This is a genomic window from Mycobacterium riyadhense, from assembly GCF_963853645.1.
Lineage (GTDB): Bacteria > Actinomycetota > Actinomycetes > Mycobacteriales > Mycobacteriaceae > Mycobacterium > Mycobacterium riyadhense.
In genome coordinates this window covers 2,923,812-2,945,570 of sequence record NZ_OY970456.1, presented here as the reverse complement: position 1 = coordinate 2,945,570, position 21,759 = coordinate 2,923,812, and the positions used below count along the sequence as shown (strand labels likewise).

The window sequence follows — 21,759 nt, the reverse complement described above, 5'->3', positions numbered from 1 at the left end:
AAAATTGTTTTCGGCGGAGTCGCCAAGAGCCGTGATTGTGAACGGGCCGAAACTTTGGGTTTGACTCTCTAGGCTTGGGTCGCCGGGTACGGGGTTGGTGACTGGGTTGAGGCCCAGCACCCCGGCGAGCTGGGTCGCCAGGTTTCGCAGTGATTGCTGCCAAGGCGCCAGCTGCGTGGCGGCCGCCGAGGCCCCGGCGTGGTAGCCCAACATCGCGGCCACATCCTGGGCCCACATCTCCTCATATTGGGCCTCAGTGGCCGCGATCGCCGGCGCGTTCTGGCCGAAGAAATTCGACAACACCAACTGCACTAACCCTTTACGGTTGGCCTCCACGGCCAGCGGATGAATCGTCGTCGCCCGCGCGGCCTCAAATGCGTCGGCCACTGCCTGCGCCTGTCCAGCCGCCCCCGTCGCCCGCGCAGCCGCCGCACTCAGCCACGCCGTATACGGAGCCGCCGCGGCCGCCATGGCTTCCGCTGCGGGACCCTGCCAGGCCTGGTTCGCCAGTCCCGACGTCACCGACGAAAACGACGACGCCGCAGTGGCCAACTCATCCGCCAACCCATTCCAGGCCGCGGCGGCTTCTAACATCGGAGCCGAACCCACACCAGAGAACAGCCGCGCCGAATTGACCTCCGGCGGCAATACCGAGAAATTCATCACCACAACCCCCTGTTAACTTATTTTCCGACCCGCCGCACCTATCCCCCGGCGCTAAACGGCAGAATTTGAGTTTATACCTGTTCAATACGAAGGTTCAAGATATCGAGTGTCGATTCGAAGCACACTCCTCGATTACTGTGGCAAATCCTTGCAGATGAGGTGTGCACGGGGGCGGCACCATCGTTCGTGGGATGCCGCGCAGTCTCGAAGTATCGAATCCGGCCGCCGCAATTGCCTCGATGGTTCGGCGGTTCGGATTACAACCGGACGTAAGCCACGACCATGGCTTTGCGATCAGATCTTGGAATCGACCCATCGCACCCTCCCCCCGGACATGTTCGAGGACGACCAACCTGCCTTCCGGTACCAGCACACGCCTAATCTCGCCAAGAGTCGCGCCCACATCAGCTACCGAGCACAACACCAATCCGACGTGTACTGAGTCGAAACTGTTGTCCGGGAACGGAATCGACTCCCCCATACCATCGACGATGTCGACTGCAATGCCGTGGCGACGGGCAAGACGAGACGCCATCCGCCGAAACGCCGCCACCGGTTCCACTGCGGCGACCGCGGTCACTGCGGGCGGCACCAGCTTTAAGTCGGCCCCTGGGCCAGCACCAATTATCAGCAGCCGGCCGGTGGCATGCATGATCGCCGCCCGACGATACCGGTTATAGAACAGCCGGTCGAAGATCGGCTGTCCGAACCGATACACGTACGGAAATAACGGATTACGGCGCGTTATGTGCCACCTAGATCCAGTCGGAACGGCGGATAGTCATCACGCATCAACGATACATATACGGCCACTCGATAACGCCACCGGACAATTCCCATCAGGAGATCGAACATGCCCGGATGGAGTCTGCCGACGCACAGCAACCACACTGCGGAGATGACGCAAAGCACTTGCAGCAGCGGCTCCATCGCCCAGCACAGCAATATCTGAGGAAGTCCCAGCAGCCACCACTTCACCAGCACCGCCCAGTTGTTGAGCCGTTCCGGATAGTCGACTTCCAGGTCGCCCGGATAGTCCGGGCGAGACGCCAGGGTAAATGGCGGATACCTGTCGGTGCTGTTCATCGGGAATCGGTAGTTCATGACCCGCCACGACCAGCGCAGCACCCCGACGTTGAAGTCAAAGATGGGGCGTGGATAGCGGCCGGTGAACAGGATCGCAACGCCGGCAACAATTGTCAGCACCGGATACACCAGATACAGAAAGATCAGTATGGGATAGTGCGGGACGGCCAGCACGCACCACTTGACGAGCCAGAGCCAACGCGACGGCGTGCCGGGATCGCCTCGAACTCGCACAGGATCGTCCGGCTGATTCATAGCCCCGACCCTGACGTGCAAATTGGGGTGTTCGTCGCCGCCGCGAGGTCTCGACTGATCGCTGCGGACATCCTGCGGTGACTCGTCAACCGGAGGAACAACAGCAGCCCCCAGGTGTGGAGCCGATCCGAGATCCACGCGGCCGGTCTCAGCACCGACTCGCCATGGGCCACCTGCAGCGAAGCCACCCGGGACACCGCGGCGACCCTGCGCCGCCTGGTTTTCTCATACCAACGCAGCGCCCTCGGCAGACCATTGGTTGCGCCGGAAAGATCGGTAAGCGCCTTGCACAACACCATCGTGTCCAGTAGCGCCTGATTGGTCCCTTGCGCCAGTGTCGGCGGCATCGTATGAGCCGCGTCGCCAAGCAATGTCATCGCCTCATGCCCCTGCCGGGGAATCGGATGCCGAAAGTGCGGGTACGGCGAAGGCGCGAGATGCTCGTCGGTCAGTGCGGCCAGGATTCGATCGACCGAGTCTGACCATCCACCGAAGTGAGATCGGATAGCGGTGATCGGACATTGCGGCCTGATGAAGTCGTCGGACCACGGCAGGTCGAACCACCATTGAAGATCCGAGCCACCAGCGGGCCAGAGGCCCAAGTTTCCTTGCTTGCCGACAATGACCTGAGCGACGTGCTCGTCGTCCACCACGTCGGGCAGGGCGATCAGTCCCTGCCAGCTGCACCAGCCGGTCGGTTCCGCGCCCGGCGCGCCCACAACTTGTCGAACTATCGAATGCAGGCCATCCGCACCAATCAACAGATCGCCTTCGACCGAGCTGCCGTCCTCAAAGTTGACCAGCACTCCGGTAGGAGTACTGAGCGCCCCGACCGCGCGACAATTGCATCGGATGCGATCGCTCGGGAAACCGTCCAACAGCCGGTTGAGGAGGTCACGACGCGGAACCATCCGAACTGGTGCGCCCAACTGGTTCGCCATCGCGGATACATCCAGGGTGGCCAGCCGGCGACCCCGCGACGTCGACACGCGCACGCTGGACAGCAGCTGACCGGCACCGTCCATATCGACACCCAGCTGAGCCAGAACGGTCGAGCCGTTGGGCCAGATGGTGACCGCGCCGCCACCCGCCTGCGCATTCGACCGCTGGTCAAAAACAGTGACGTCGTGTCCGTCGCGCAACAATCCGCGAGCCACCGAAATCCCACTCACACCGGCGCCGACGACTAGGACCCGAAGCGGCCCTCCTCGAAGCCGGCGTCCCGGCCGCCTCGTGCTCACGGTTCAACGGATGACGCCAGTGGGGCTGCTAAGCAAGGTGGTAGACAACTGACATGACTGCTGGCGCCACCGCGATAACGCTCTTCCATCCGCCCTCCGATCCCGAGCGATTCGACCGGTGGGCAGCCGGATACCTCGCTGCGGCTCGTCATACTTCTGGATACGTCAGCGCGCGCCAATCGGTTCAAAGCAGCGGGCAACTCGATTGGGCGCTCGAAGTCTCCTTCGACAGCGCAGAACGGCTCGACGCATGGCTCGACGGCGCGGATCGCGAAGCCATACTTGCCGAAGGCCAACAACAGGGATTCTGGCGGTCCGCCTCCGAACTCATCCTCGCCGAGGGCGAATTGCCACCCGCCAACCTCGGCGTTTTCCTGCACAGCGTGTCGCCCGGCAAGGAAACCGAATTCATTGCAGCCCAAGGGAATCTGACGCGTATCAGCTCTGGATTTCTCGGATACGAAGGCACGATACTGCTGCCCGCGGATTCCTCCGGCCAGTGGATGACGGTGCTTCGCTTTCGCTCCCCGAGCCAGCTGACGCGATGGATTCGGTCACGCGAACGGCAAGAAGCGCTGCCGCGGCTGCGGGGGGAGTTGACGCGCGACTTTGCCGAACTGCCTCGCAGTGCACCATTCGGGTCGACCGTTCGAGTTGCCGACGGGCAAACGAAAATCACGCCGGGCTGGAAGTCGGCAATGTTGGTGTTGCTCTGCTTGTACCCGACCGTGTTCCTGTTGTCCAAGTCGCTGGCACCCGCGCTGAAACATCTCGGAGTCGGGCCGGCGGCGTCAGTGTTCTTGGGCAACGTCGTCAGCGTCGTGTTGCTGCAATGGGTTCTCGTGCCGATTGCGTCGCGCCCATTCCGGCGGTGGTTGGACCCCATCGACGGGGCGCCGGCCCGCGTCGGTCTGGCGGGGGCCGCGGTGCTGGTTGGCGCCTACGCCGCACTTTTGCTGCTCTTCACGCTCGCCGGCTAACGGGCGCTGATCACTTCGGGCGGCTCGGCAATTCACACGGTCAAAGCTTCGGACACGTCCTCGTCGTAGCTAACCTGTCGCCGTGGGAACCACAGCCAGCGGCCCAGCACAACCATAACGGCCGGCAAGACGAAGGCGCGCACCACAAGCGCGTCAATCAACAGCCCGAGACCGACGGTGACACCGATTTGGGCGATACTCAGCACTTGGCTGGCAACAAGCGCGAGCATCGTTGCACCCACAACGATTCCGGCGACGGTAGCGATGCCGCCGGTTGCACGGTACGCGCGGATGACGCTGGTGCGTTGCCCGGCCCAGCGTTCTTCGCGGATACGCAGTGCGAAAAGCAGGTTGCACGCCGAACCCACCGCGACCACCAACACAAACGCGATCGGCAACACCGACCAATGCAACGCTTGGCCGAATATTCGTTGCCAAATCAGCACACTGGCGCCAAGTGCACACAGGTACGAGATCGCGATGGTGACAACAACGACAAACCCGGCGACCGGACTTCGCAGCAGCAACGCGGCTATAACGAAAATGACGACAAGTGTGGTGGCCACCACGCGCAGCAGGTCGCCGCCCAGCAGATCCTGAAGGTCTCGGGTCGCGGGTCCAACGCCGGTGAGTTCAACCGCGGTCGGTTGGAGCGCGCCCCCGTCGGTCGCATCCGCCACGGCGGCCACGATGGCACGAGCACGCTGGGCGCCATCAGAGCCCCATTCCTGCCCATCGCCGTAGACGATAAGACGGGTCGCGCGTCCGTTTGCGGAGATGAAATCGTTCAGCAGAACGCGCATAGTGGGGTCGGTCAGAATCCTTCGGGAGGCGTAGAGGTCCCCTCCCGGTGAGTCCTGCGAAGCGGCCGCGAGCTTCTGAAAATAGCCGGGGAGCTCTGGTACTGGTAGTGGGCGGGGATTGTTGACGATGTCGTTCACGCCCGTTGCCGACGTTCGTAGCTGTTCCAGCTGACCAATGACGGTGCTCAGGGCAATAGGCAAATCGGAGGGACCGGCCTTTGCCGCCACATCCGCAACTTGCTGCCCGAGCTGTTCTGCCCCGTTCGCCAGCTTCATCGAGCCGTCGACTACGGCATTCGACCACTGCACCGCTTCGTCGGCAGCGACACACACCGGGGTTGTCCGGCAGTCCGGTAGCGACGAGACGAAATTGCGCAACGGGGCGAAAATGTCGGAGATGTCAGCCGCGCGGCTCCTAACTTTGGCTATCGATTCCTGCATGAGGTGGACCGCCAGACCGGCCCCACCGATTCCGTAGGGGCCGAGTTGCATGGCATTCTCGATGAGGTCGATCGACTTCGTCATGTCACCAATCGCGCTTTCGAGAGCCGCGAACGTTGCCCCCCGAGCGGCGACCGCGTCGGAAAACTCGTCGAGCCGATCACCCAAATTCCCAGCCGAAGTCGAATAGGCGGCTTGTTTGGACACCATCCCGGTGGGGTGACTGGCTGACAGCACCATGCGGACACCGGGAATCGCCATGATTGCGGCGGTGATTTGCTTCAGCGCCACCAGATCGGCGGGATTGCGGATGTCGTGGTCGGTCTGGATGGTAACGACGTCGGGCAGTAGTTGGTTGGCGGCGAAGTGGCGGTCGACTGCCTGGTAGCCGCGGTTGGATTCGGCGTTGGCCGGGGTCGCCGCAGATTCGTCCCAACCGATCGGGACCGCGGGCAGGCCGACCATAAGGATGAATAGCAGCACACCGCTGGCCACCAAGATCGGTGCAGGCCAGCGTGCCACATAGATGCCGATCCGCCGCAGCCGCCGCCGTGCGCGCTGACGTGCTGGCGGTTTGAGCAAGTCGGCGCGGCCCGCGAGCGCGATGACAGCCGAGGTGAAGGTAAGTGTGGCCGCCGCGACCACAAGAACGCCGATCGTCAACAGGGCCCCGGTTGACCCGAACACATTGAGCCGGGCGAAGTCCAGAAATGTCACACAGGCCAGGGGCAGGATCACGATAAGTGTCGAACCAATGATTGTCGGTGCCACACCCCGGTATGCGTCCGCGAACGCATCCGCCGGGGCGAAGCCTTGTCTGCGCCGTTCCTGGTAACGCCCCAGCAGAAAGATCGCGAAGCCGGTACCGACACCGGCAACCACCGCAATACTCAGCCCGATCGCGAACACCGAAATCCCGATGTCGCCGCGTTCGACGAGGACGGCGACGATCGGCTTGGCCACGCTTAAGGCCAAGGCGACTGTGACCAAGGGCACCATCACGGCGACCGGGGATCGGTCGAAAATCAGCAACAGGACTAGGAGCGCCGCGAGTGTCGCCGGCGCGATGAACTCTATCTGTCGGTAAATCGCCGCGAACTCGTCCATGACCGTGGCACCAGGACCGGTGACGAATACCTGCAGGCCGTCGGGGGGGTGCAGGTCTGCCACAGTTTTGCGCACGGCTTGTACGGACTCGTTGGCGTGCGTGGTTCCCACCAAGCCCGATAGCCGGACGAATACCGTTGCAACCTGATGGTCGGCGCTAAGACTCCGCGCCGCCATGACCGGGACTGCCCACCAGTCCACGACATCGGTGACATGCTGGTCATCGGCGTCCAGAGCGGCGACCAGCTGATCGCAGAATGCCCGGTCGCGGTCAGTCAGGGGCCCGTCTCGTTGCAAGACCACGTATCCGAGGTTGTCGGTGGGCGGCTTGGAGAACGCCGCTGCCGAGTGCTGCAATGCCTGCCAGCTGGCGGTGCCGGTCGGCATGAATGGTTGATCTCGAGCGGCGGTGAGAGCCTCGAGGTGCGGACACATGCCATTGGCGACAACGGCAGCGACGAACCATAGACCGACGATCCACAGCGCGAAGCGATCGATAAATCGAGCAATCACCGCATAAGCCTTAGCCGCCGGTCAGGCATCACGTTGCCGGCTGATTCTGTTCAACTAGTGCATCGCCTTCGCTTCGGGTGACATCCTGACGCGAGCCACCAACCGATCTAGATCATTCAATCACCTCAGCCGGCGATCAACAGTAAATTTCCCATGACCCGGTTCCCGAGCCATCCCCCCGTGGACGGAGCATGCTGTTGCCGTCCAACCCGTGAGACAGCAATGCGATCCCGGGCGCGGACGCCCGTTGTACCGTTCTCCACAGATCTCATACGGGTCGGCGACAAACCCGGATGCGAAGCCGTTGCCATGAGACTGGGTTGTGGCTTATGAGGGGAGTTAACACCATGACCAGAGCAGCAATTTCAGCCGCGGCTTTGGCTGCGCTCTTGTTTGCTGCGGGATGTAGCGCGTCCGACAGTCACCAAGCCGACGACAAGTCGCCGGCGGGGCAGCCATCCAGCCAAGCGGCGAAATCCTCGGCCGAGCCGGCATCGCCCGGGAAGATGACCATCCGCTATGAGGACGCCGACACACCGGAGGCGCAGCGCGGGCGGCAGCTCATGCAGGACGCCAAGCTGTTAGAACAAGTCGCCCAGCAGGTCAACGACACTCTGAATTTGCCGTACGACGTGGGCGCCGTCGGAAAGCAATGCGGTGAGGCCAACGACTACTGGGATCCCAATGTCAACGAAATACAACTCTGCTACGAGGACATCCAGCAAAGCGAGCGACGGTTTGCGAACAACGGTAATCCGGATCCGGTGATCGCCGCGGTCGACGCAACGATCTCCGGGTTCTATCACGAACTCGGACACGCCACCCTCGGCATCTATGAGCTGGCATTCACCGGGCGCGAGGAGGACGTGGCCGATCAGCTTTCCGCGTTCATGCTCCTGGCCCCCGGCGCAGACGGAAAGCCTTACCCCAACGGCGTTCGTATCGCCACCGACACCGCCCAGGACTGGAAGCTGAGCGCGAAAGAGGCCGGCGATGCCAACGATCTTCCGTTCTGGGACGGGCACTCCATGGACATCACGCGTATGTACAACTGGGAGTGCTGGATCTATGGCTCAGATCCGATAGCCAACGCAAACATCGTCACCTCCGGTGACTTGCCGGACGACCGCGCGGGCAATTGCGAAGACGAGTTTCAGAACATGTCCCGGGCATGGCACGAGATGCTGGGACCACACCTCAAGAAACCCAGCTGAGCGTGCACCGGCTGCGCCGAATGTGTACCGGCGGCGAGGACACGCCGTGCGGCGCCGCGGTGGTGGCACGTTCGGCGTGTGGACGTCACCTAGTCGAAGCCGTCCGGCGCCGATGGAACATCTCGGCTGTGCGGAGTTCATACACTGTTCAGGCACCCGTAGATCTGAGATCGTTGACCGCACACGAGCACCGGTTTTTCTCACCGTATGCGTGTCGTTCAGGTTGCCAATTTCTACGGGCCTCGCTCCGGTGGCCTGCGGACCGCGATCGACCGTTTGGGCGCTGAATACTGCGCCAGCGGACACAAGGTATTTCTGATCGTCCCGGGTCCGCATGCGGGGCGAAGCCGGCTGCCCACGGGTGTCGTGCGAATCACCCTGCCCGCCAAGCTACTTCCCTTCACCGGGGGCTATCGCGCGATAATGCCGGGACCCGTGCGGGCCGTGCTGGAAACGCTGCAACCAGATGCCCTGGAGGTCTCCGATCGGCTCACGCTGAGGTCGCTGGGCCGGTGGGGCCGCGACCACGGCGTCACAACCGTGATGATCTCGCATGAACGCCTTGATCGCTTTGCCGGCCAACTGCTTCCGCGTCGAACCGCACAGAAATTCGCAGACATCGCCAACAGGCGCACCGCCGCTAGCTACGACACCGTGGTGTGCACGACCAGTTTCGCGCGGGAGGAATTCGATCGCATCGGCGCAACGAATACCGTCACCGTCCCGCTGGGCGTAGACCTGCAGACCTTCCACCCGCGTCGACGCTCTGCAGTGCTGCGACAGCGCTGGGCCGCACCGGCTCAGGTCCTACTGGTCCACTGCGGACGGCTGTCGGTGGAAAAGCATGCTGATCGCAGCATCGACGCCGTGGCCGCACTGTGTGACGCCGGGGTCGACACCAAATTGGTGGTCGTTGGCGACGGTCCGTTGCGGGCCAGGCTGCAGCGGCAGGCAACTGGGTTACCAATCGACTTCACCGGCTTCATCTCCAATCGCCTCACCGTTGCGGGACTGCTGGCTTGCGCCGATGTCACGCTGGCGCCCGGGCCGCACGAAACGTTTGGGCTGGCCGCACTGGAATCGCTGGCCTGCGGCACACCGGCCGTGGTGTCGCGCACATCGGCGCTGAGCGAGATCATCACCGCGGACAGCGGCGCCCTGGCCGACAACCACCCGGAGGCCATCGCCCGCGCGGTGCGTGCGATCGTGAGCCGGCCCGAACTCCACCGCCGCAGCTGCGCTAGGCGCCGCGCTGAGATGTTCACCTGGCAGCGCGCGGCAACGGGCATGCTTATTACGTTGGACGCGGGGGCTAAGCGGTACGGCGAGTCACTCGACACCGCATAGCTCTTCCTGGCAAATCTGATATTCGTTTGCGACACGCCGGTTGGCGCGTCCTGGCAAATTGGCCGTAGTCCTCTACCTTGAGCTGAAATGCGCAACAGGAGACCGCGGCGATGAGCGAAAGCCAGATCCTCGGTATGTCGCGTCGAGACTTCATCACTAAGGCTGCTGCCACGGGCATCACGGGGGCGTTGTTGTCGCTCGCCGGCCCCGTGATTGAAAAGGCTTATGGCGCAGGACCTTGCGCCGGTCATTTGACTGACATTGAGCACTTTGTGTTGTTCATGCAGGAGAACCGGTCGTTCGATCACTACTTCGGAACGCTCTCCGGCACCGATGGATTCAACACCCCATCGCCACTCTTCGCCCAAAAGGGCTGGAATCCCATGACGCAGGCGCCTGACCCCACCGGGGTCACGATCCCGTATCGCCTCGACACCACCCGCGGCCCCCTGGTTAATGGCGAATGTGTCAACGACCCAGACCACGACTGGAAGGCGATGCACGACTCCTGGAATGGCGGGGCCAACGACAACTGGCTGCCGGCACAGGCCAACAACGGGCACATCCCCACGGTGATGGGTTATTACCAGCGCCAAGACATCCCAGTCCACTTCCTGCTCGCGGACGCGTTCACGGTCTGCGATCGGTACTTTTGCTCGGTGTTGGGTCCGACCCTGCCCAACCGGCTGTACTGGCTGAGCGCCACCCTCGACCCAGACGGAACCAATGGTGGGCCGCAGTTGGGGAGCCCCTACATCAGCCCGACTCAGAGGTACAGCTGGCGCATCATGCCACAGAACCTCAGCGACGCCGGTATCACCTGGAAGGTGTACCGCAACAAGACCATCGGGCCGTTCATCTCCGATCTCACCTTCGGCAATTTCGTGGAGTACTTCACGCAGGCAGCGGATCCGAGGTCGGAACTCGCGCGCCGCGGCCTAGCGCCGAGCTACCCCCGAGACTTCCTCGTCGACGTCAAAGCGAACAAACTGCCGCAGGTTTCCTGGGTTATCCCCAACATCCTTCAGTCCGAACATCCCGCATTCCCAGTGGCGGCCGGCGCCATCGCGCTGGTGACTGTGCTCAAGATTCTGCTGTCCAACCCGGCGGTCTGGGAAAAGACCGCGCTAATCGTCAGCTATGACGAAAACGGTGGATTCTTCGACCACGTCGCACCTCCCACCGCGCCACCGGGAACTCCCGGGGAATACATCACGGTGCCTGACATCAACGCGGTGCCTAATTCCGGGGGTATCCGCGGGCCGATAGGTCTGGGTTTTCGAGTGCCCTGCTTAGTCATTTCTCCGTACAGCCGCGGGCCGCTGATGGTCCATGACACCTTCGACCACACGTCACAGCTACGATTGCTGGAGACTCGGTTCGGGGTGCCGGTGCCTAACCTCACGCTCTGGCGCAGAAGCGCGGTGGGAGACATGACTACCGCATTTAACTTCGCCGTCCCGCCAAACCCGTCGCCGCCAAATCTGAATCATCCTGTGGTTGGCGAGCTTTCGAAGCTACCGCAGTGTATTCCTAACGTGGTCCTAGGAAGCGTGACACCGCAATATGGGCTGCCCTATCGAGTGCCCTACCCGCAAACTATGCCCGCCCAGGAAACTACGCCAGTACGTCAGATGCCCAGCGGCGCTTGCTAATTCCCCAAATAAACACTGGCCGTCAGAGCCCAGTGGTCCTGGCATCCCAAGTGTGCGAAACAACGTGCTCGGGTTTAGGTACACGGTATGCCGTGCGGACCTCCAATCCAATGACCGGGCGGTGCCTGCCAGGGGCACCACTGCTGAATCTGTCCGGGTGGTACCGGCTGCCATCTAATCGGATCGTCGATATGGGGCCCCGGTGGTCCTGGGATACGGGGTCCCGGATCGGCCTGCGCAACCCCTGCTCCGATGCCCAGCGCAGTAGCACACACCGCCCCGGCGAGTGTGATCCTCCCCACGATTTTCTTCATATCCATTGTCACGGCCCCCTTTTGGCCTTTCCGAAGCCGCACCAAATCAGCGGCACTCCGCTGACGTGCGGGTTAGGCAGGCTAATGACCTGCAATACATCCAAGATACCCTCCGGACCTGAACGTCAAACCCGTCCGCGCGCGACAGGTAGTGATAGACCAGCTTGGTGTCGGGTTCCGCAGCGTCTGCAGAGCCCCGTCGGGCGGTCAACTGGGCGATGTTCTGCTCGGCTGGCGCAGTGGTAGTCCAGCGGCCCGGTATATCGCGTCGATGACGATCATGTTCTCGACCGCATCCTCTGGTGTTGTCTTTACCGGTTCCCCGCGCAGCACGGCGGCGGCGAATGTGTCAAGCTGGTACGCATACGAGGCGCGGCGCGAAAATCGCTCTACCCGTTTGCCATTGGCTGATCGGACCGTCATCCGGTGAAAATACTGCGGCACAACAGGATTAAGCACACGCAGCTCGCCGTTGTCGCCGATAAGGTGGGCGCTGATGTTAAGCAGGTCCGATGACCACATCGAGCAGCGGACCCGGCCCGTGTGCCCGGCCGCAAACCGCAACTCTGCCACCATCGCTCGATCGACCTGTGAATCACGCGGTTTTGCTTGCGCTGAAACAACTTCCGGAGTCGCACCGCCGAACGTACGGGCCATATGGACGGCATAGCACCCTGCATCCATCAGCGCGCCGCCGGCAAGCGAAAAGTTGTAGCGGATGTCAGAAAACTTCGGCAACGGAAAGCACATCGAGGCCTCCACCCGCCGGAGCTTGCCGAGCTCGCCCGAGGCGACGATCTGCTCGACTCGCAAAGCCAGCGGATGATAGCGGTAATGAAACGCCTCCATGACGACCCGATCCGACTTCGCTGCCAGGTCTGCGATCTCACGGGCTTCGGCGGCGTTGGCGGTAAACGGCTTCTCACACAACACGTGCTTCCCGGCGGCCAGCGCGGCGCGTGTCCAACGGCCGTGCAGACCGTTGGGCAGCGGAATGTAGATCGCGTCGAGGTCCGCGTCGTCGACCAACGCGCCGTAGTTGTCATGCACCCGAGCGATTCCGTGCTTGGCGGCAAAGTGCTGGGCACGCGACACATCACGGGCCGCCACCGCGGCCACCTCGACCTCCGCGTTCGATTGGGCCGGACCGACGAGCGCCAATGGTGCGATGCGGGCCGCGCCCAGAATGCCGATCCGCAACGGGGCCTGGCGTGCGGAATCAGCCATTGCGGCGGCCGGGGCGACGGGCGAATTCGGGGGCACGCTCGGGCCGGACCCCGACACCGATGAAATATGCGGGCACCGCCGATAGCCAGGGCAGCCGCGCGACCAGGCCGAGCAGGGTCGCCGGAGGAGTGGGATCCCTGCCTTCAAGCAACGGACCGAGCAACCGCCTCCCCAATACCCGCTGCACGGCTTGGGTAACCGCGGTGGGAAACGCGCGGCGGCGGCGGACAGCCGCAAGATCGCGACCGGTGACCCGATGCTGCCGCAGGGGTTCAGCCAATATGGTCGCGGCCGCAACCGCATCTTGGACCGCCAGGTTGATGCCGACGCCTCCCAACGGTGACATCGCGTGCGCCGCGTCACCGATGCACAGCAGTCCATCAATGTGCCAGCGGCGCAACCGATTCACGCGGACATCAAGGTGCTTGACATCATCCATGGACTTCAGAGTTGCCACCGATCCGGCGGCTTCGGGCACCAGGGCGGCGACCTCGCGACGAAACTCGTCGATGCCCCCTGCACGCAACCGCCGGTCGCCACCCTTGGGCCCGATATAGGCGATCTGGAAATAGCCCTCACGCGGGATGACGCCGAGGGCTTTGCCAGGGCCGATGCGAGGCAGGAAGGAGAACTCCACCCCGCCGTCGCGCGGCAGCTTGAACCACCAGACGTCGAAGTTCACCGGGTATTCGCGCGTCTTCAGTCCAGCCTCATGACGAGCGATCGACCAGCGACCGTCGCACGCCACGGTCAACTCGGCCCGCAGTTCACCGGGACCGTCGGGGCCGTCGTAGCGCACTCCGGTGACCGTGCCCGCCTCCCGCAACAGCCCGGTGGCCTCGGTCTTCATCCGCAACGTGAAAGTCGGCTCGGCTGCAGCGGCTTCGGCGAGCAGGTTCAGCAGGTCCCACTGCGGCACCATTGCGACGTAGGGATGGGGCTGGTTAAGCCGCTCGAAATCGACGTAGGTCACCGAGCGCCCGTTTGATTCCAATGTCGCCTTGCGGACCTCGGTATAGGGCAACGCCGCGAAGCGCTCCCACAGGCCAAGCTCGTCGAGTAGCCGCATTGTTGACGGATGCACGGTATCGCCGCGGAAATCGCGCAAGAAGTCGCCGTGCTTCTCCAGCAACGTGACCTGCACCCCCGCCCGAGCCAGCAGCAGCCCCAGGACCATGCCAGCCGGGCCGCCGCCAACAATCGCGCAGGTGGTTGTGTCGACCATTAACGCTCAAGCATAAGGGCCACCGAGTACCGCAGGATCACGTGTTCAGTTATCGACACGCTTTACGGGACAAGCGCCGAGATGTCACGGGCGATCGTTTGGCCCGCGCTTATGAGTATCAGTAATTCGAGCGCGCCCGCGGCGCTAATAAGTGCCACGTCGGCCGCTATCGGGTATCCGACCGCGTTCACGAGCCCGATCGGGTCACCATGGAACGCTTGTTGTATCCCGTCCAGGAAGAGGTTGATGTTGTAGGACGGTGCGGTGGTCAACACTGCGTTGGCAATGTCTGCAGTTGGAAGCAAAGTCCCATAGGTAGTTTCGGCTACCTTCGTGATCGTGTTGGCACCGTTGGTGTTCACCGCCCGCAGACCATCGATGACGCTGTCGATCGTGATCGCGGGTGTCGCTGGGCCTGGCGAAGAACTTGATGTGGTACCGCCCGGATTCAAGGTCAGCGGACTACCCCAATCCGTCGGCGACGGCAGGTCGAGGTGGTTGATGTCGTACGCGAAATCGCTCATTCCCTGCTGGGTGCCGGCAGCCAGAGCATCAATGACGGTTAACGGGCTCACCTCAGGGAACAAGCCAAACGGAGTTGGGACATTCGGCGGTGCGGTCGAATAGCCATAGGCCGGGTCGCCGTAGCCCAGGTTGACGATCACCTTCAAGTTCGGTTGAACCAGGTCGGCCAGTGGTTCTCCGATGACCGGCACAGCCCGCAGCGGCTCCAATAGCGGCAGGTTCTCGGTCCGAATTATGTAGTACTCGGTCATGGTTGGCCCCACCGTGTTGGTCAACGGAACGGCCGACGCAATCTGTTCGGGCGTGAGGATGAAGTAGTTGCTGTGCGCATAGTAAGCGCCCGCAATGGCGTTGAGCGTTGAGACGAAGTTGATCGGATACCGCGGGAAATCGGCGACGCCGTCGTATTCGATGGTGTAGATCCTGGTCGGATACAGATTGTCCGGAGTCGCACCGGTGGCCGTCACGCCCAGGCTGGGAAACGATATCCCTGGAAACCGCGTCGCTACCCCTCCGTTGGGATTGTTGGGGTTGCCGATCAGCGTGAAGGAAAGCTGGTCTGGCGGCGGCGGATTGACCGATGTCGCGAGATGGGCCATGGTCAGGGACGAGATCGTCGCGCTCTGGGAGTAGCCAAACACAGTGACGCTACTGCCAGCGGCGAGTTGCTGTCGGATCGCACTGTCCAGAATGACGACGCCCTGGGCCACGGATGCGTTAAACGTCAGGTTCTTGATCGCGACCACGGGATATAGCCCCTGCGGCGTAAAGAGTGCCTGGGCGATAGCTCCGGGGACGCTGTGGCGAACATAAAGGTCGTTAGCCAATTGCACGTATCTGGACGAAGGTATCGGCGTGCCGCTGCCGCCCATGATCAGCGCAATCGTCTGTGCCGCAGCAGCTTTCGCGACACTGCCGTCGCTGACCGAACTAGCTACGGCGACGTTTGATAGGGCCGCGTTCGCGACCGCACCATTGGCCTGGACAGGCCAGGCGGTGCTGGCACTGCTGAGTATGGCCTCGAGCTGCTGAGGCCAGGATGACAACTGCGCAGCCACCGCCGAGGCCCCGGCATGATAACCCGCCATCGCGGCCACGTCCTGGGCCCACATCTGCTCATAGAGCGACTCAATGGCCGCGATGGCCGGGGCGTTCTGCCCGAACAGGTTCGACGCCACCAGGGCCACCATCTGCGCTCGATTGGTCGCAACGAGCGCCGGATGAACCGTCGCGGCCATGGCTGCCTCGAACTCGGCTGCTGCCGCCCGAGCCAGACCGGCCGCTCCGTCGGCATGGGCGGCCGACGTGGTCAGCCATCCGACATAGGGTGCGGCCGCATCCGCCATCGCCACCGACGCCGGCCCCAGCCACGATCCGCTCGTCACCCCAGCGGTGACTGTGCCGAATGATACTGCCGCGGACTGCAACTCGCCCGCCAGATCATCCCAGGCCGCCGCGGCCGCGAGCATGGGCGCTGGCCCCGCACCGGCAAACACCCGCGCCGAGTTGACCTCCGGGGGCAGCACCATGAAATTCTGCAGCATCGTGACGGTCCTTCCTCAGCCGAGCCGCTGGCGGCTGACACGATGAACTGGGCGTCCGGACACCGCACTTTCATCCGATGCGCTTACAACAGCGCACTCGGATGAAAGTGCGGACAATCCCGAATGGGCGGTCAGATGTCGGTGTGCATCGGCACGCTGATCAGCGTGCCGCCCACCGGAGCCGCTGCCCCCTGAGGATTGCGGCCAAGCGGGGGACCCTCTGCTACACATGCGGAGCCCGTCAGCGCAACCATCGCGAACAGGGCGGCCAGCGCCACCAGTACCCGAGCGGTGAGTCGACCTTTCTTGCTCTTGACACTCATCGATCAGTCCTTTCATATGTCGATAAACGGCCTGGCGTACGCCGATTAAATGCTAGCTTCATGGCGGGCCATTATGGAACGCTTTTCGGAAATTGCGGACGAACTTTTCGAATCGTCATTGGTGACCGGCCAACGCACCTGAAAATGGGGTTACCGTTGCCGCCATGCCTCGCCCGACGCGGTCATTGCACTTGAATTGCAGTGACAGCTAGGCATTTTGGTGAACACCGTGGCCGAGGCGCACGATGTTGTCAAGATGCCAGGCACTCACTAACCAAAAGTCGCGCATTCCAGCATGGGCGATCCGCCCGATTGCCCAATGACTTGACATTGTGCTGCATATACGTGCACCACGTGTGAAATATTTCCATCGATGTCCATTACTTTTGCATTTGGAACTTAAGACTGGTACTGCATGTTAATTGTCAAGAATTTGGACACAGCCCCGGGGTTTGGCTTTCCGCGTTGGTCCACGGACCGGGCAGTGAGCTAGTACTGCAGCCGTAGATAGGGATTGCTGATGCTGGCGTGTCTGCGCTGGTAGGCGCGGTGACCGCGGCATTGTTCGGAGTTTGTGACAACTTCTCAATATGCCGCGGTCGCCGCGGCTCATAGCGTAGACCCTGATCGGTGGCAGTCGGAGTTCTCGGCGGTGCTGGATCGGATCGCGCCGCGTTTCGCCCGGTACGAACCGTTGCGCCGTGCCGGTGAACTCATGGCCGGGATGGTCTCGGGCTTGGACCGCAAGAATTGCTGGACGATCGCCGAGCACCGCGGTGATACCACCCCCGATGGGTTGCAGCATCTGTTGGCACGGGCCAGCTGGGACGCCGACGATGTCCGCGACGATCTGCGCGATTACGTCGTCGATGCGTTCGGTGACCCGGGTGCGATCTTGGTGGTCGACGAGACCGGTGACGTCAAGAAGGGCGTGCACAGCGTCGGGGTGCAGCGCCAGTACAGCGGTACCGCGGGCCGCGTCGAGAACTCCCAGGTGGCGGTGTATCTGACGTATGCGGCCCCGCGTGGGCACGCGCTGATCGACCGGGCTCTGTACCTTCCGCGCAGCTGGGCCGACGACCATGAACGCTGCGCCGATGCCGGAATCCCCGCCAACAAGCGGGGTTTCGCGACCAAACCAACGCTGGCGGCAACACTGATCGAGCGCGCGGTGGCCGCCCGAGTACCCGCGGGGTGGGTGGCCGGCGACGAAGTCTATGGAGCCGACCCACGACTGCGCGCAGCCATTCGAGGCCACCGACTGGGCTACGTGATGGCGGTTGCGGCCAACCGGCGCGTGCCCACCCATGCCGGCCCGATCCGCGTCGATGCGCTGCCCGCGCTGATCCCGGCACATGCCTGGCAGAAACACTCCGCCGGCGCCGGCGCGCACGGGCCACGGCTGTACTCCTGGGCATGGTTTCGGTTGCTGGCCGAAGACGACACCGACACCGGGTACCATCATTTGCTGATCCGCCGCAACGATGCCACCGGCGAGCATGCCTACCTGCGCTGCTACAGCCCCCGACCCGTTCCGCTGCGCACCCTGGTCACCATCGCCGGTCAGCGCTGGCGCATCGAGGAATCGTTCCAAGCCGCCAAAGGACTGGTCGGACTGGATCAGCACCAGGTGCGGCGCTGGCGCTCCTGGCACCGCTGGACCACCCTGGCCATGCTCGCCCATGCCTTCCTGGCCGTAGCCACAGCGATCGAACGCGATACCGCACCCACCCCCGAGGGCCTGATCGCCTTGACCGTCAACGAGTTTCGACGCCTCTTCGACGCACTGCTGCTCGTCACCCACCGCACCCTAACAAGCCTGCTGGCCTGGTCACGATGGCGAAGACGACACCAATACCGAGCCCGACAATCCCACTACCGACGCCGCGAACACCAATGATCTCGATCTACGGCTGCAGTACTAGCGGCTTCGGCATAACATGGGCGAGTGCAATGTCTACCGGTCAAGCCGCACCGTCGAGATCGTCGGCAACTACCTAGCACATGACCGACACGATTCAAGCGCTCCTGCAGCAGCGCACGTCCGATCTGGCAGTTGCTGTGAAATACCGCGACCTGCAATGGACGTGGAGTCAGTATCTGGCGGAGGCGGCGGCGCGGGCGGCGGCTCTCATCGGTGCGGCCGATTCCCGCCGACCGATGCATATCGGCAGTCTGCTGGGTAACACGCCCGAGATGCTGGCCCAGATGGCGGCGGCTGGATTGGGCGGCTACGTGCTCTGCGGTCTGAACACCACGCGGCGGGGCGAATCGCTGGCCGCCGACGTGAAACGGGCGGACTGTCAAATCATCGTGACCGATGCCGAACACCGGGCCCTGCTGGACGGTTTGGACTTGTCGGGCACGCAGATTCTTGATACCTCGACTCCACAGTGGGCTGAATTGATCGGTGATGCAGGCACTTTGGTCCCCTACCGGCAGGTCGACATGATGGATCCGTTCATGCTGATCTTCACGTCAGGGACCAGCGGAAACCCCAAGGCGGTGCAGGTGTCACATTTGATGCCGACGTTCGCCGGGCGCAGCCTGACCGAGCGCTTCGCACTGTCTCAGCGCGACACCTGCTATGTGTCCATGCCGCTGTTCCACTCCAACGCGGTGGTCGCGGGTTGGGCACCCGCCGTGGTTTCCGGCGCCGCCATCGTGCCGGCGAAGTTCTCGGCGACCAACTTCCTCGACGAAATCCGCCGCTACCATGCGACGTACATGAACTACGTCGGTAAGCCCCTCGCCTACATCCTGGCCACCCCCGAACGCGACGACGACGCCGACAATCCACTGCGGGTAGCGTTCGGAAACGAGGCCAACGACAAGGACATTGAAGAGTTCGCGCGCCGCTTCGGCGTCCAGGTCGAAGATGGCTTTGGCTCGACGGAGAACGCGGTCATTGTGATCCGCGAGCCCGGCACGCCGCCGGGTTCGATCGGCAGAGGGGTCGACGGCGTATCGGTGTATAACAGCGACACAATCACCGAGTGCCCGGTAGCACGTTTCGACGACCACGGTGCGCTCGCCAACGCCGACGAAGCGGTGGGTGAGTTGGTCAACACGATGGGATCGGGCTTCTTCACCGGCTACTACAACGACCCCGAAGCCAATGTCGAACGCATGCGCCACGGCATGTACTGGTCGGGCGACCTTGCCTATCGAGACTCCGAGGGCTGGATCTACCTGGCCGGCCGCACCGCCGATTGGATGCGGGTGGACGGCGAGAATCTAGCGGCCGCTCCGATTGAGCGAATTCTGTTGCGCCACCATGCCGTAAATCGCGTCGCGGTCTATGGTGTCCCCGACGAATGCGTCGGCGACCAGGTAATGGCGGCCGTCGTCCTGCACGACGGCAACGCGCTCGACCCGGTATCCTTCGAAGCATTTCTGGCCGCCCAACCCGACCTCTCCCCCAAGGCCTGGCCACGATACGTCCGCATAGCCACCGACCTTCCCAGCACCGCAACGCACAAGATCCTCAAGCGCCTGTTGATCGCCGACGGAACGGCAGTTGGCGACAACGAAACACTATGGGTGCGCGAAGAACGAGGTACGGTTTATCGCAATGCTGCCGATGGCGGCCATGCGCTTCGTCGCGCTCACTGACCCTGCGCTGTGGCAAGCTACCCGCATAGCGCACGATGACGATCATGACTGACTCCAGCGCGACCCGGGTTGCCGTCTACTTCGACTTCGATAACATCGTGATCTCGCGCTACGACCAACTACACGGCCGCGGCACGTTCCACAAGGACAAGGCCAAGGGTCTGGACAACGAACGGCTGCGGCTGGCGACCGTCGACCTCGCCGCGATCATGGACTTCGCCTCGTCATTCGGCACCCTGGTGCTCACCCGCGCCTACGCGGATTGGTCGGCCGACGTCAATGCCCGCTATCATGGCCAGCTTGTCGGCCGCGCGGTCGACCTCGTGCAACTGTTTCCGGCGGCAGCGTACGGCAAGAACGGTGCCGATATTCGTTTGGCCGTCGATGCGGTGGAGGACATGTTCCGGCTGCCAGACCTGACCCATGTGGTGATCGTCGGTGGCGACTCCGACTACATCGCGCTCGCACAGCGGTGCAAGAGGCTCGGCCGCTATGTCGTCGGTATCGGCGTGGCCGGCGCCAGCAGCCAATCGCTGGCCGCCGCCTGCGACGAGTTCGTCACCTATGACACGCTGCCCGGGATATCGACCGCCGTAGCGCCGGCACCGATCAAGAAACGAGGACGGCACGCCAGCAGGTCAGACGAGGATGCCCAGGAGGAGTCGCCGCCACCTGACCCGCAGACCGCGGCGACCAGACTGCTGGAACGGGCACTTCGGATCGGGCAGGAGAAGGACGACGCGGACTGGCAGCACAACTCCGAGGTCAAAGGCCAGATGAAGCGCATGGACCCGTCGTTCAGCGAAAAGTCGCTTGGCTTCAAGTCGTTTAGCGATTTTCTGCGCTCCCGCAGCGATCTCGTCGATCTTGACGAGAGCAGCACCACGCGGATGGTCCGCCTGCACAGCGACACGAGTTGATTCCGCCGAGCAGACGCAAAAGCCCGCGACACGCTGGGCATAAAGGAGCTTTCGCGTCTGCTCGCGGTCTGGTGCCTACCCGTCGATCTCGCCGATGATTCCGCGTTCGATGCTGGCTCGGGTGCTATCGGGCAGTACCAATAGGCCGTCGAGTTCGGTGCGCGCTAAGCCGTATGCCCGCTGACGTTCCTGGGGCGTCGCGGCGGTGTCGGCCGCCACCCGGAGCAGGTTTTGGGCACGCGCGAGGCGCTGCCGTTCCTCTCGGGAGAAGTCGCTGCGGCCCCTGCGCGTCGCCTCCGCCTCCGCGGCGTTGAACGCAGTCACATAGCTTTCGACCGCGTCGAGGTACTGGCGCGCACCCTCGCGGTCGGCGAGAAGATCTTCCGCACGAGGCGGCCTATGAAAGTCGGCCGAGAGTTTGGCCTTGTGAAAGGCCGTCGTCAGCGGGTCCCGCATATCGGTCATGACCGGGAAGTCGAGGAGCTTGGCGGGATCGAGCTCGTACTCCAACCAGCGTGCATCTGTCTGGTCATGCGCGTCGATTGCCCGCCTGATCGCCCGCCAACGCGATGCCTGGCTCCCCGTCGCGGCTTCAGGCGATTCCGCACCCGCTTCGTTTTGCTGCCTCTTGAGAGACGAGAACGCCCGGATGCCGGCATAGATCACCCCGACGACCGGCGCGATCAGGACCAGCAACTCAATCAACCGAAACAGCAGTCCCACCAGGCAAGGATGCCATCATCCTCCTGGACAGCCGA

General features: G+C 63.1%; 16 protein-coding genes and 1 pseudogene. 7 read left to right on the top strand and 10 right to left on the bottom strand.

Features of this window, described 5'->3' with window-relative positions:
* Positions 1 to 140: 140 nt before the first annotated feature.
* The 4 genes and pseudogenes from AADZ78_RS13170 to AADZ78_RS13155 all read right to left on the bottom strand — a co-directional run.
* Positions 141 to 663: pseudogene (locus AADZ78_RS13170) on the bottom strand (PPE family protein); the annotation flags it as partial.
* 97 nt (positions 664 to 760) lie between these two features.
* Positions 761 to 1,414, bottom strand: coding sequence for a class I SAM-dependent methyltransferase (locus AADZ78_RS13165; protein WP_085253281.1), 654 nt, complete (start codon positions 1,412 to 1,414; stop codon positions 761 to 763).
* Positions 1,411 to 2,007 (bottom strand): DUF4389 domain-containing protein, encoded by a 597-nt coding sequence (locus AADZ78_RS13160; protein ID WP_085253282.1) that lies wholly within the window; start codon positions 2,005 to 2,007, stop codon positions 1,411 to 1,413. The genes AADZ78_RS13165 and AADZ78_RS13160 overlap by 4 nt, the downstream gene beginning before the upstream one ends.
* Entirely contained in the window at positions 2,004 to 3,248 is a 1,245-nt protein-coding gene (locus AADZ78_RS13155) for an FAD-dependent oxidoreductase (protein ID WP_085253283.1), read from the bottom strand. The genes AADZ78_RS13160 and AADZ78_RS13155 overlap by 4 nt, the downstream gene beginning before the upstream one ends.
* A 53-nt stretch (positions 3,249 to 3,301) precedes the next feature.
* Between AADZ78_RS13155 and AADZ78_RS13150 the strand changes: the two genes are divergently transcribed.
* The gene (locus AADZ78_RS13150; protein ID WP_085253284.1) at positions 3,302 to 4,228 is read left to right on the top strand and encodes a hypothetical protein; all 927 of its coding nucleotides are present in this window, start codon (positions 3,302 to 3,304) and stop codon (positions 4,226 to 4,228) included.
* Positions 4,229 to 4,260: 32 nt separating this feature from the next.
* Here AADZ78_RS13150 and AADZ78_RS13145 read toward each other — a convergent pair whose 3' ends face one another.
* Positions 4,261 to 7,092: an RND family transporter gene (locus AADZ78_RS13145; RefSeq protein ID WP_085253285.1), complete on the bottom strand. Its 2,832-nt coding sequence runs from the start codon at positions 7,090 to 7,092 to the stop codon at positions 4,261 to 4,263.
* 347 nt (positions 7,093 to 7,439) lie between these two features.
* On the opposite strand from AADZ78_RS13145, the gene AADZ78_RS13140 reads away from it, so the two are divergent.
* The 3 genes from AADZ78_RS13140 to AADZ78_RS13130 all read left to right on the top strand — a co-directional run bounded on the left by AADZ78_RS13140 (position 7,440) and on the right by AADZ78_RS13130 (position 11,308).
* Positions 7,440 to 8,306: a DUF4344 domain-containing metallopeptidase gene (locus AADZ78_RS13140; protein WP_085253286.1), complete on the top strand. Its 867-nt coding sequence runs from the start codon at positions 7,440 to 7,442 to the stop codon at positions 8,304 to 8,306.
* A 207-nt stretch (positions 8,307 to 8,513) separates the two neighbouring features.
* Complete coding sequence (locus tag AADZ78_RS13135; protein WP_085253287.1) at positions 8,514 to 9,653, top strand: glycosyltransferase; 1,140 nt, start codon at positions 8,514 to 8,516, stop codon at positions 9,651 to 9,653.
* Positions 9,654 to 9,763: 110 nt separating this feature from the next.
* The gene (locus AADZ78_RS13130) at positions 9,764 to 11,308 is read left to right on the top strand and encodes a phospholipase C (RefSeq protein ID WP_085253288.1); all 1,545 of its coding nucleotides are present in this window, start codon (positions 9,764 to 9,766) and stop codon (positions 11,306 to 11,308) included.
* Positions 11,309 to 11,829: 521 nt separating this feature from the next.
* Here AADZ78_RS13130 and AADZ78_RS13125 read toward each other — a convergent pair.
* The 4 genes from AADZ78_RS13125 to AADZ78_RS13110 form a co-directional block, all read right to left on the bottom strand.
* A complete protein-coding gene (locus tag AADZ78_RS13125) occupies positions 11,830 to 12,849 on the bottom strand; it encodes a Gfo/Idh/MocA family protein (RefSeq protein WP_085253297.1) in 1,020 nt (339 codons plus the stop codon).
* Entirely contained in the window at positions 12,842 to 14,074 is a 1,233-nt protein-coding gene (locus AADZ78_RS13120) for an FAD-dependent oxidoreductase (protein WP_085253290.1), read from the bottom strand. Before AADZ78_RS13120 ends, AADZ78_RS13125 begins: the two co-directional genes overlap by 8 nt.
* Before the next feature lie 62 nt (positions 14,075 to 14,136).
* The gene (locus tag AADZ78_RS13115) at positions 14,137 to 16,143 is read right to left on the bottom strand and encodes a PPE family protein (RefSeq protein WP_085253291.1); all 2,007 of its coding nucleotides are present in this window, start codon (positions 16,141 to 16,143) and stop codon (positions 14,137 to 14,139) included.
* Between the two features lie 131 nt (positions 16,144 to 16,274).
* The gene (locus AADZ78_RS13110) at positions 16,275 to 16,466 is read right to left on the bottom strand and encodes a hypothetical protein (protein WP_085253292.1); all 192 of its coding nucleotides are present in this window, start codon (positions 16,464 to 16,466) and stop codon (positions 16,275 to 16,277) included.
* A 655-nt stretch (positions 16,467 to 17,121) separates the two neighbouring features.
* On the opposite strand from AADZ78_RS13110, the gene AADZ78_RS13105 reads away from it, so the two are divergent.
* The 3 genes from AADZ78_RS13105 to AADZ78_RS13095 all read left to right on the top strand — a co-directional run bounded on the left by AADZ78_RS13105 (position 17,122) and on the right by AADZ78_RS13095 (position 21,001).
* Positions 17,122 to 18,366: an IS701 family transposase gene (locus tag AADZ78_RS13105; RefSeq protein ID WP_085251499.1), complete on the top strand. Its 1,245-nt coding sequence runs from the start codon at positions 17,122 to 17,124 to the stop codon at positions 18,364 to 18,366.
* Between the two features lie 104 nt (positions 18,367 to 18,470).
* Positions 18,471 to 20,081 carry a fatty-acid--CoA ligase FadD1 gene (gene fadD1 / locus AADZ78_RS13100; protein ID WP_085250915.1) on the top strand — a complete coding sequence of 537 codons (1,611 nt, stop codon included), beginning with the start codon at positions 18,471 to 18,473 and terminating at the stop codon, positions 20,079 to 20,081.
* A 44-nt stretch (positions 20,082 to 20,125) separates the two neighbouring features.
* The gene (locus AADZ78_RS13095) at positions 20,126 to 21,001 is read left to right on the top strand and encodes an NYN domain-containing protein (RefSeq protein WP_085250918.1); all 876 of its coding nucleotides are present in this window, start codon (positions 20,126 to 20,128) and stop codon (positions 20,999 to 21,001) included.
* 75 nt (positions 21,002 to 21,076) lie between these two features.
* Here AADZ78_RS13095 and AADZ78_RS13090 read toward each other — a convergent pair whose 3' ends face one another.
* Positions 21,077 to 21,724 carry a hypothetical protein gene (locus tag AADZ78_RS13090; protein WP_085250914.1) on the bottom strand — a complete coding sequence of 216 codons (648 nt, stop codon included), beginning with the start codon at positions 21,722 to 21,724 and terminating at the stop codon, positions 21,077 to 21,079.
* Positions 21,725 to 21,759: the final 35 nt, after the last annotated feature.

Excerpts from the sequence above, each read along its gene's own strand:
- fadD1 (WP_085250915.1), top strand. The coding sequence starts at position 18,471 with ATGACCGACACGATTCAAGCGCTCCTGCAGCAGCGCACGTCCGATCTG.
- AADZ78_RS13110 (WP_085253292.1), bottom strand. The coding sequence starts at position 16,466 with ATGAGTGTCAAGAGCAAGAAAGGTCGACTCACCGCTCGGGTACTGGTG.
- AADZ78_RS13160 (WP_085253282.1), bottom strand. The coding sequence starts at position 2,007 with ATGAATCAGCCGGACGATCCTGTGCGAGTTCGAGGCGATCCCGGCACG.
- AADZ78_RS13115 (WP_085253291.1), bottom strand. The coding sequence starts at position 16,143 with ATGCTGCAGAATTTCATGGTGCTGCCCCCGGAGGTCAACTCGGCGCGG.
- AADZ78_RS13125 (WP_085253297.1), bottom strand. The coding sequence starts at position 12,849 with ATGGCTGATTCCGCACGCCAGGCCCCGTTGCGGATCGGCATTCTGGGC.
- AADZ78_RS13130 (WP_085253288.1), top strand. The coding sequence starts at position 9,764 with ATGAGCGAAAGCCAGATCCTCGGTATGTCGCGTCGAGACTTCATCACT.
- AADZ78_RS13135 (WP_085253287.1), top strand. The coding sequence starts at position 8,514 with ATGCGTGTCGTTCAGGTTGCCAATTTCTACGGGCCTCGCTCCGGTGGC.
- AADZ78_RS13150 (WP_085253284.1), top strand. The coding sequence starts at position 3,302 with ATGACTGCTGGCGCCACCGCGATAACGCTCTTCCATCCGCCCTCCGAT.
- AADZ78_RS13095 (WP_085250918.1), top strand. The coding sequence starts at position 20,126 with ATGACTGACTCCAGCGCGACCCGGGTTGCCGTCTACTTCGACTTCGAT.
- AADZ78_RS13140 (WP_085253286.1), top strand. The coding sequence starts at position 7,440 with ATGACCAGAGCAGCAATTTCAGCCGCGGCTTTGGCTGCGCTCTTGTTT.
- AADZ78_RS13120 (WP_085253290.1), bottom strand. The coding sequence starts at position 14,074 with ATGGTCGACACAACCACCTGCGCGATTGTTGGCGGCGGCCCGGCTGGC.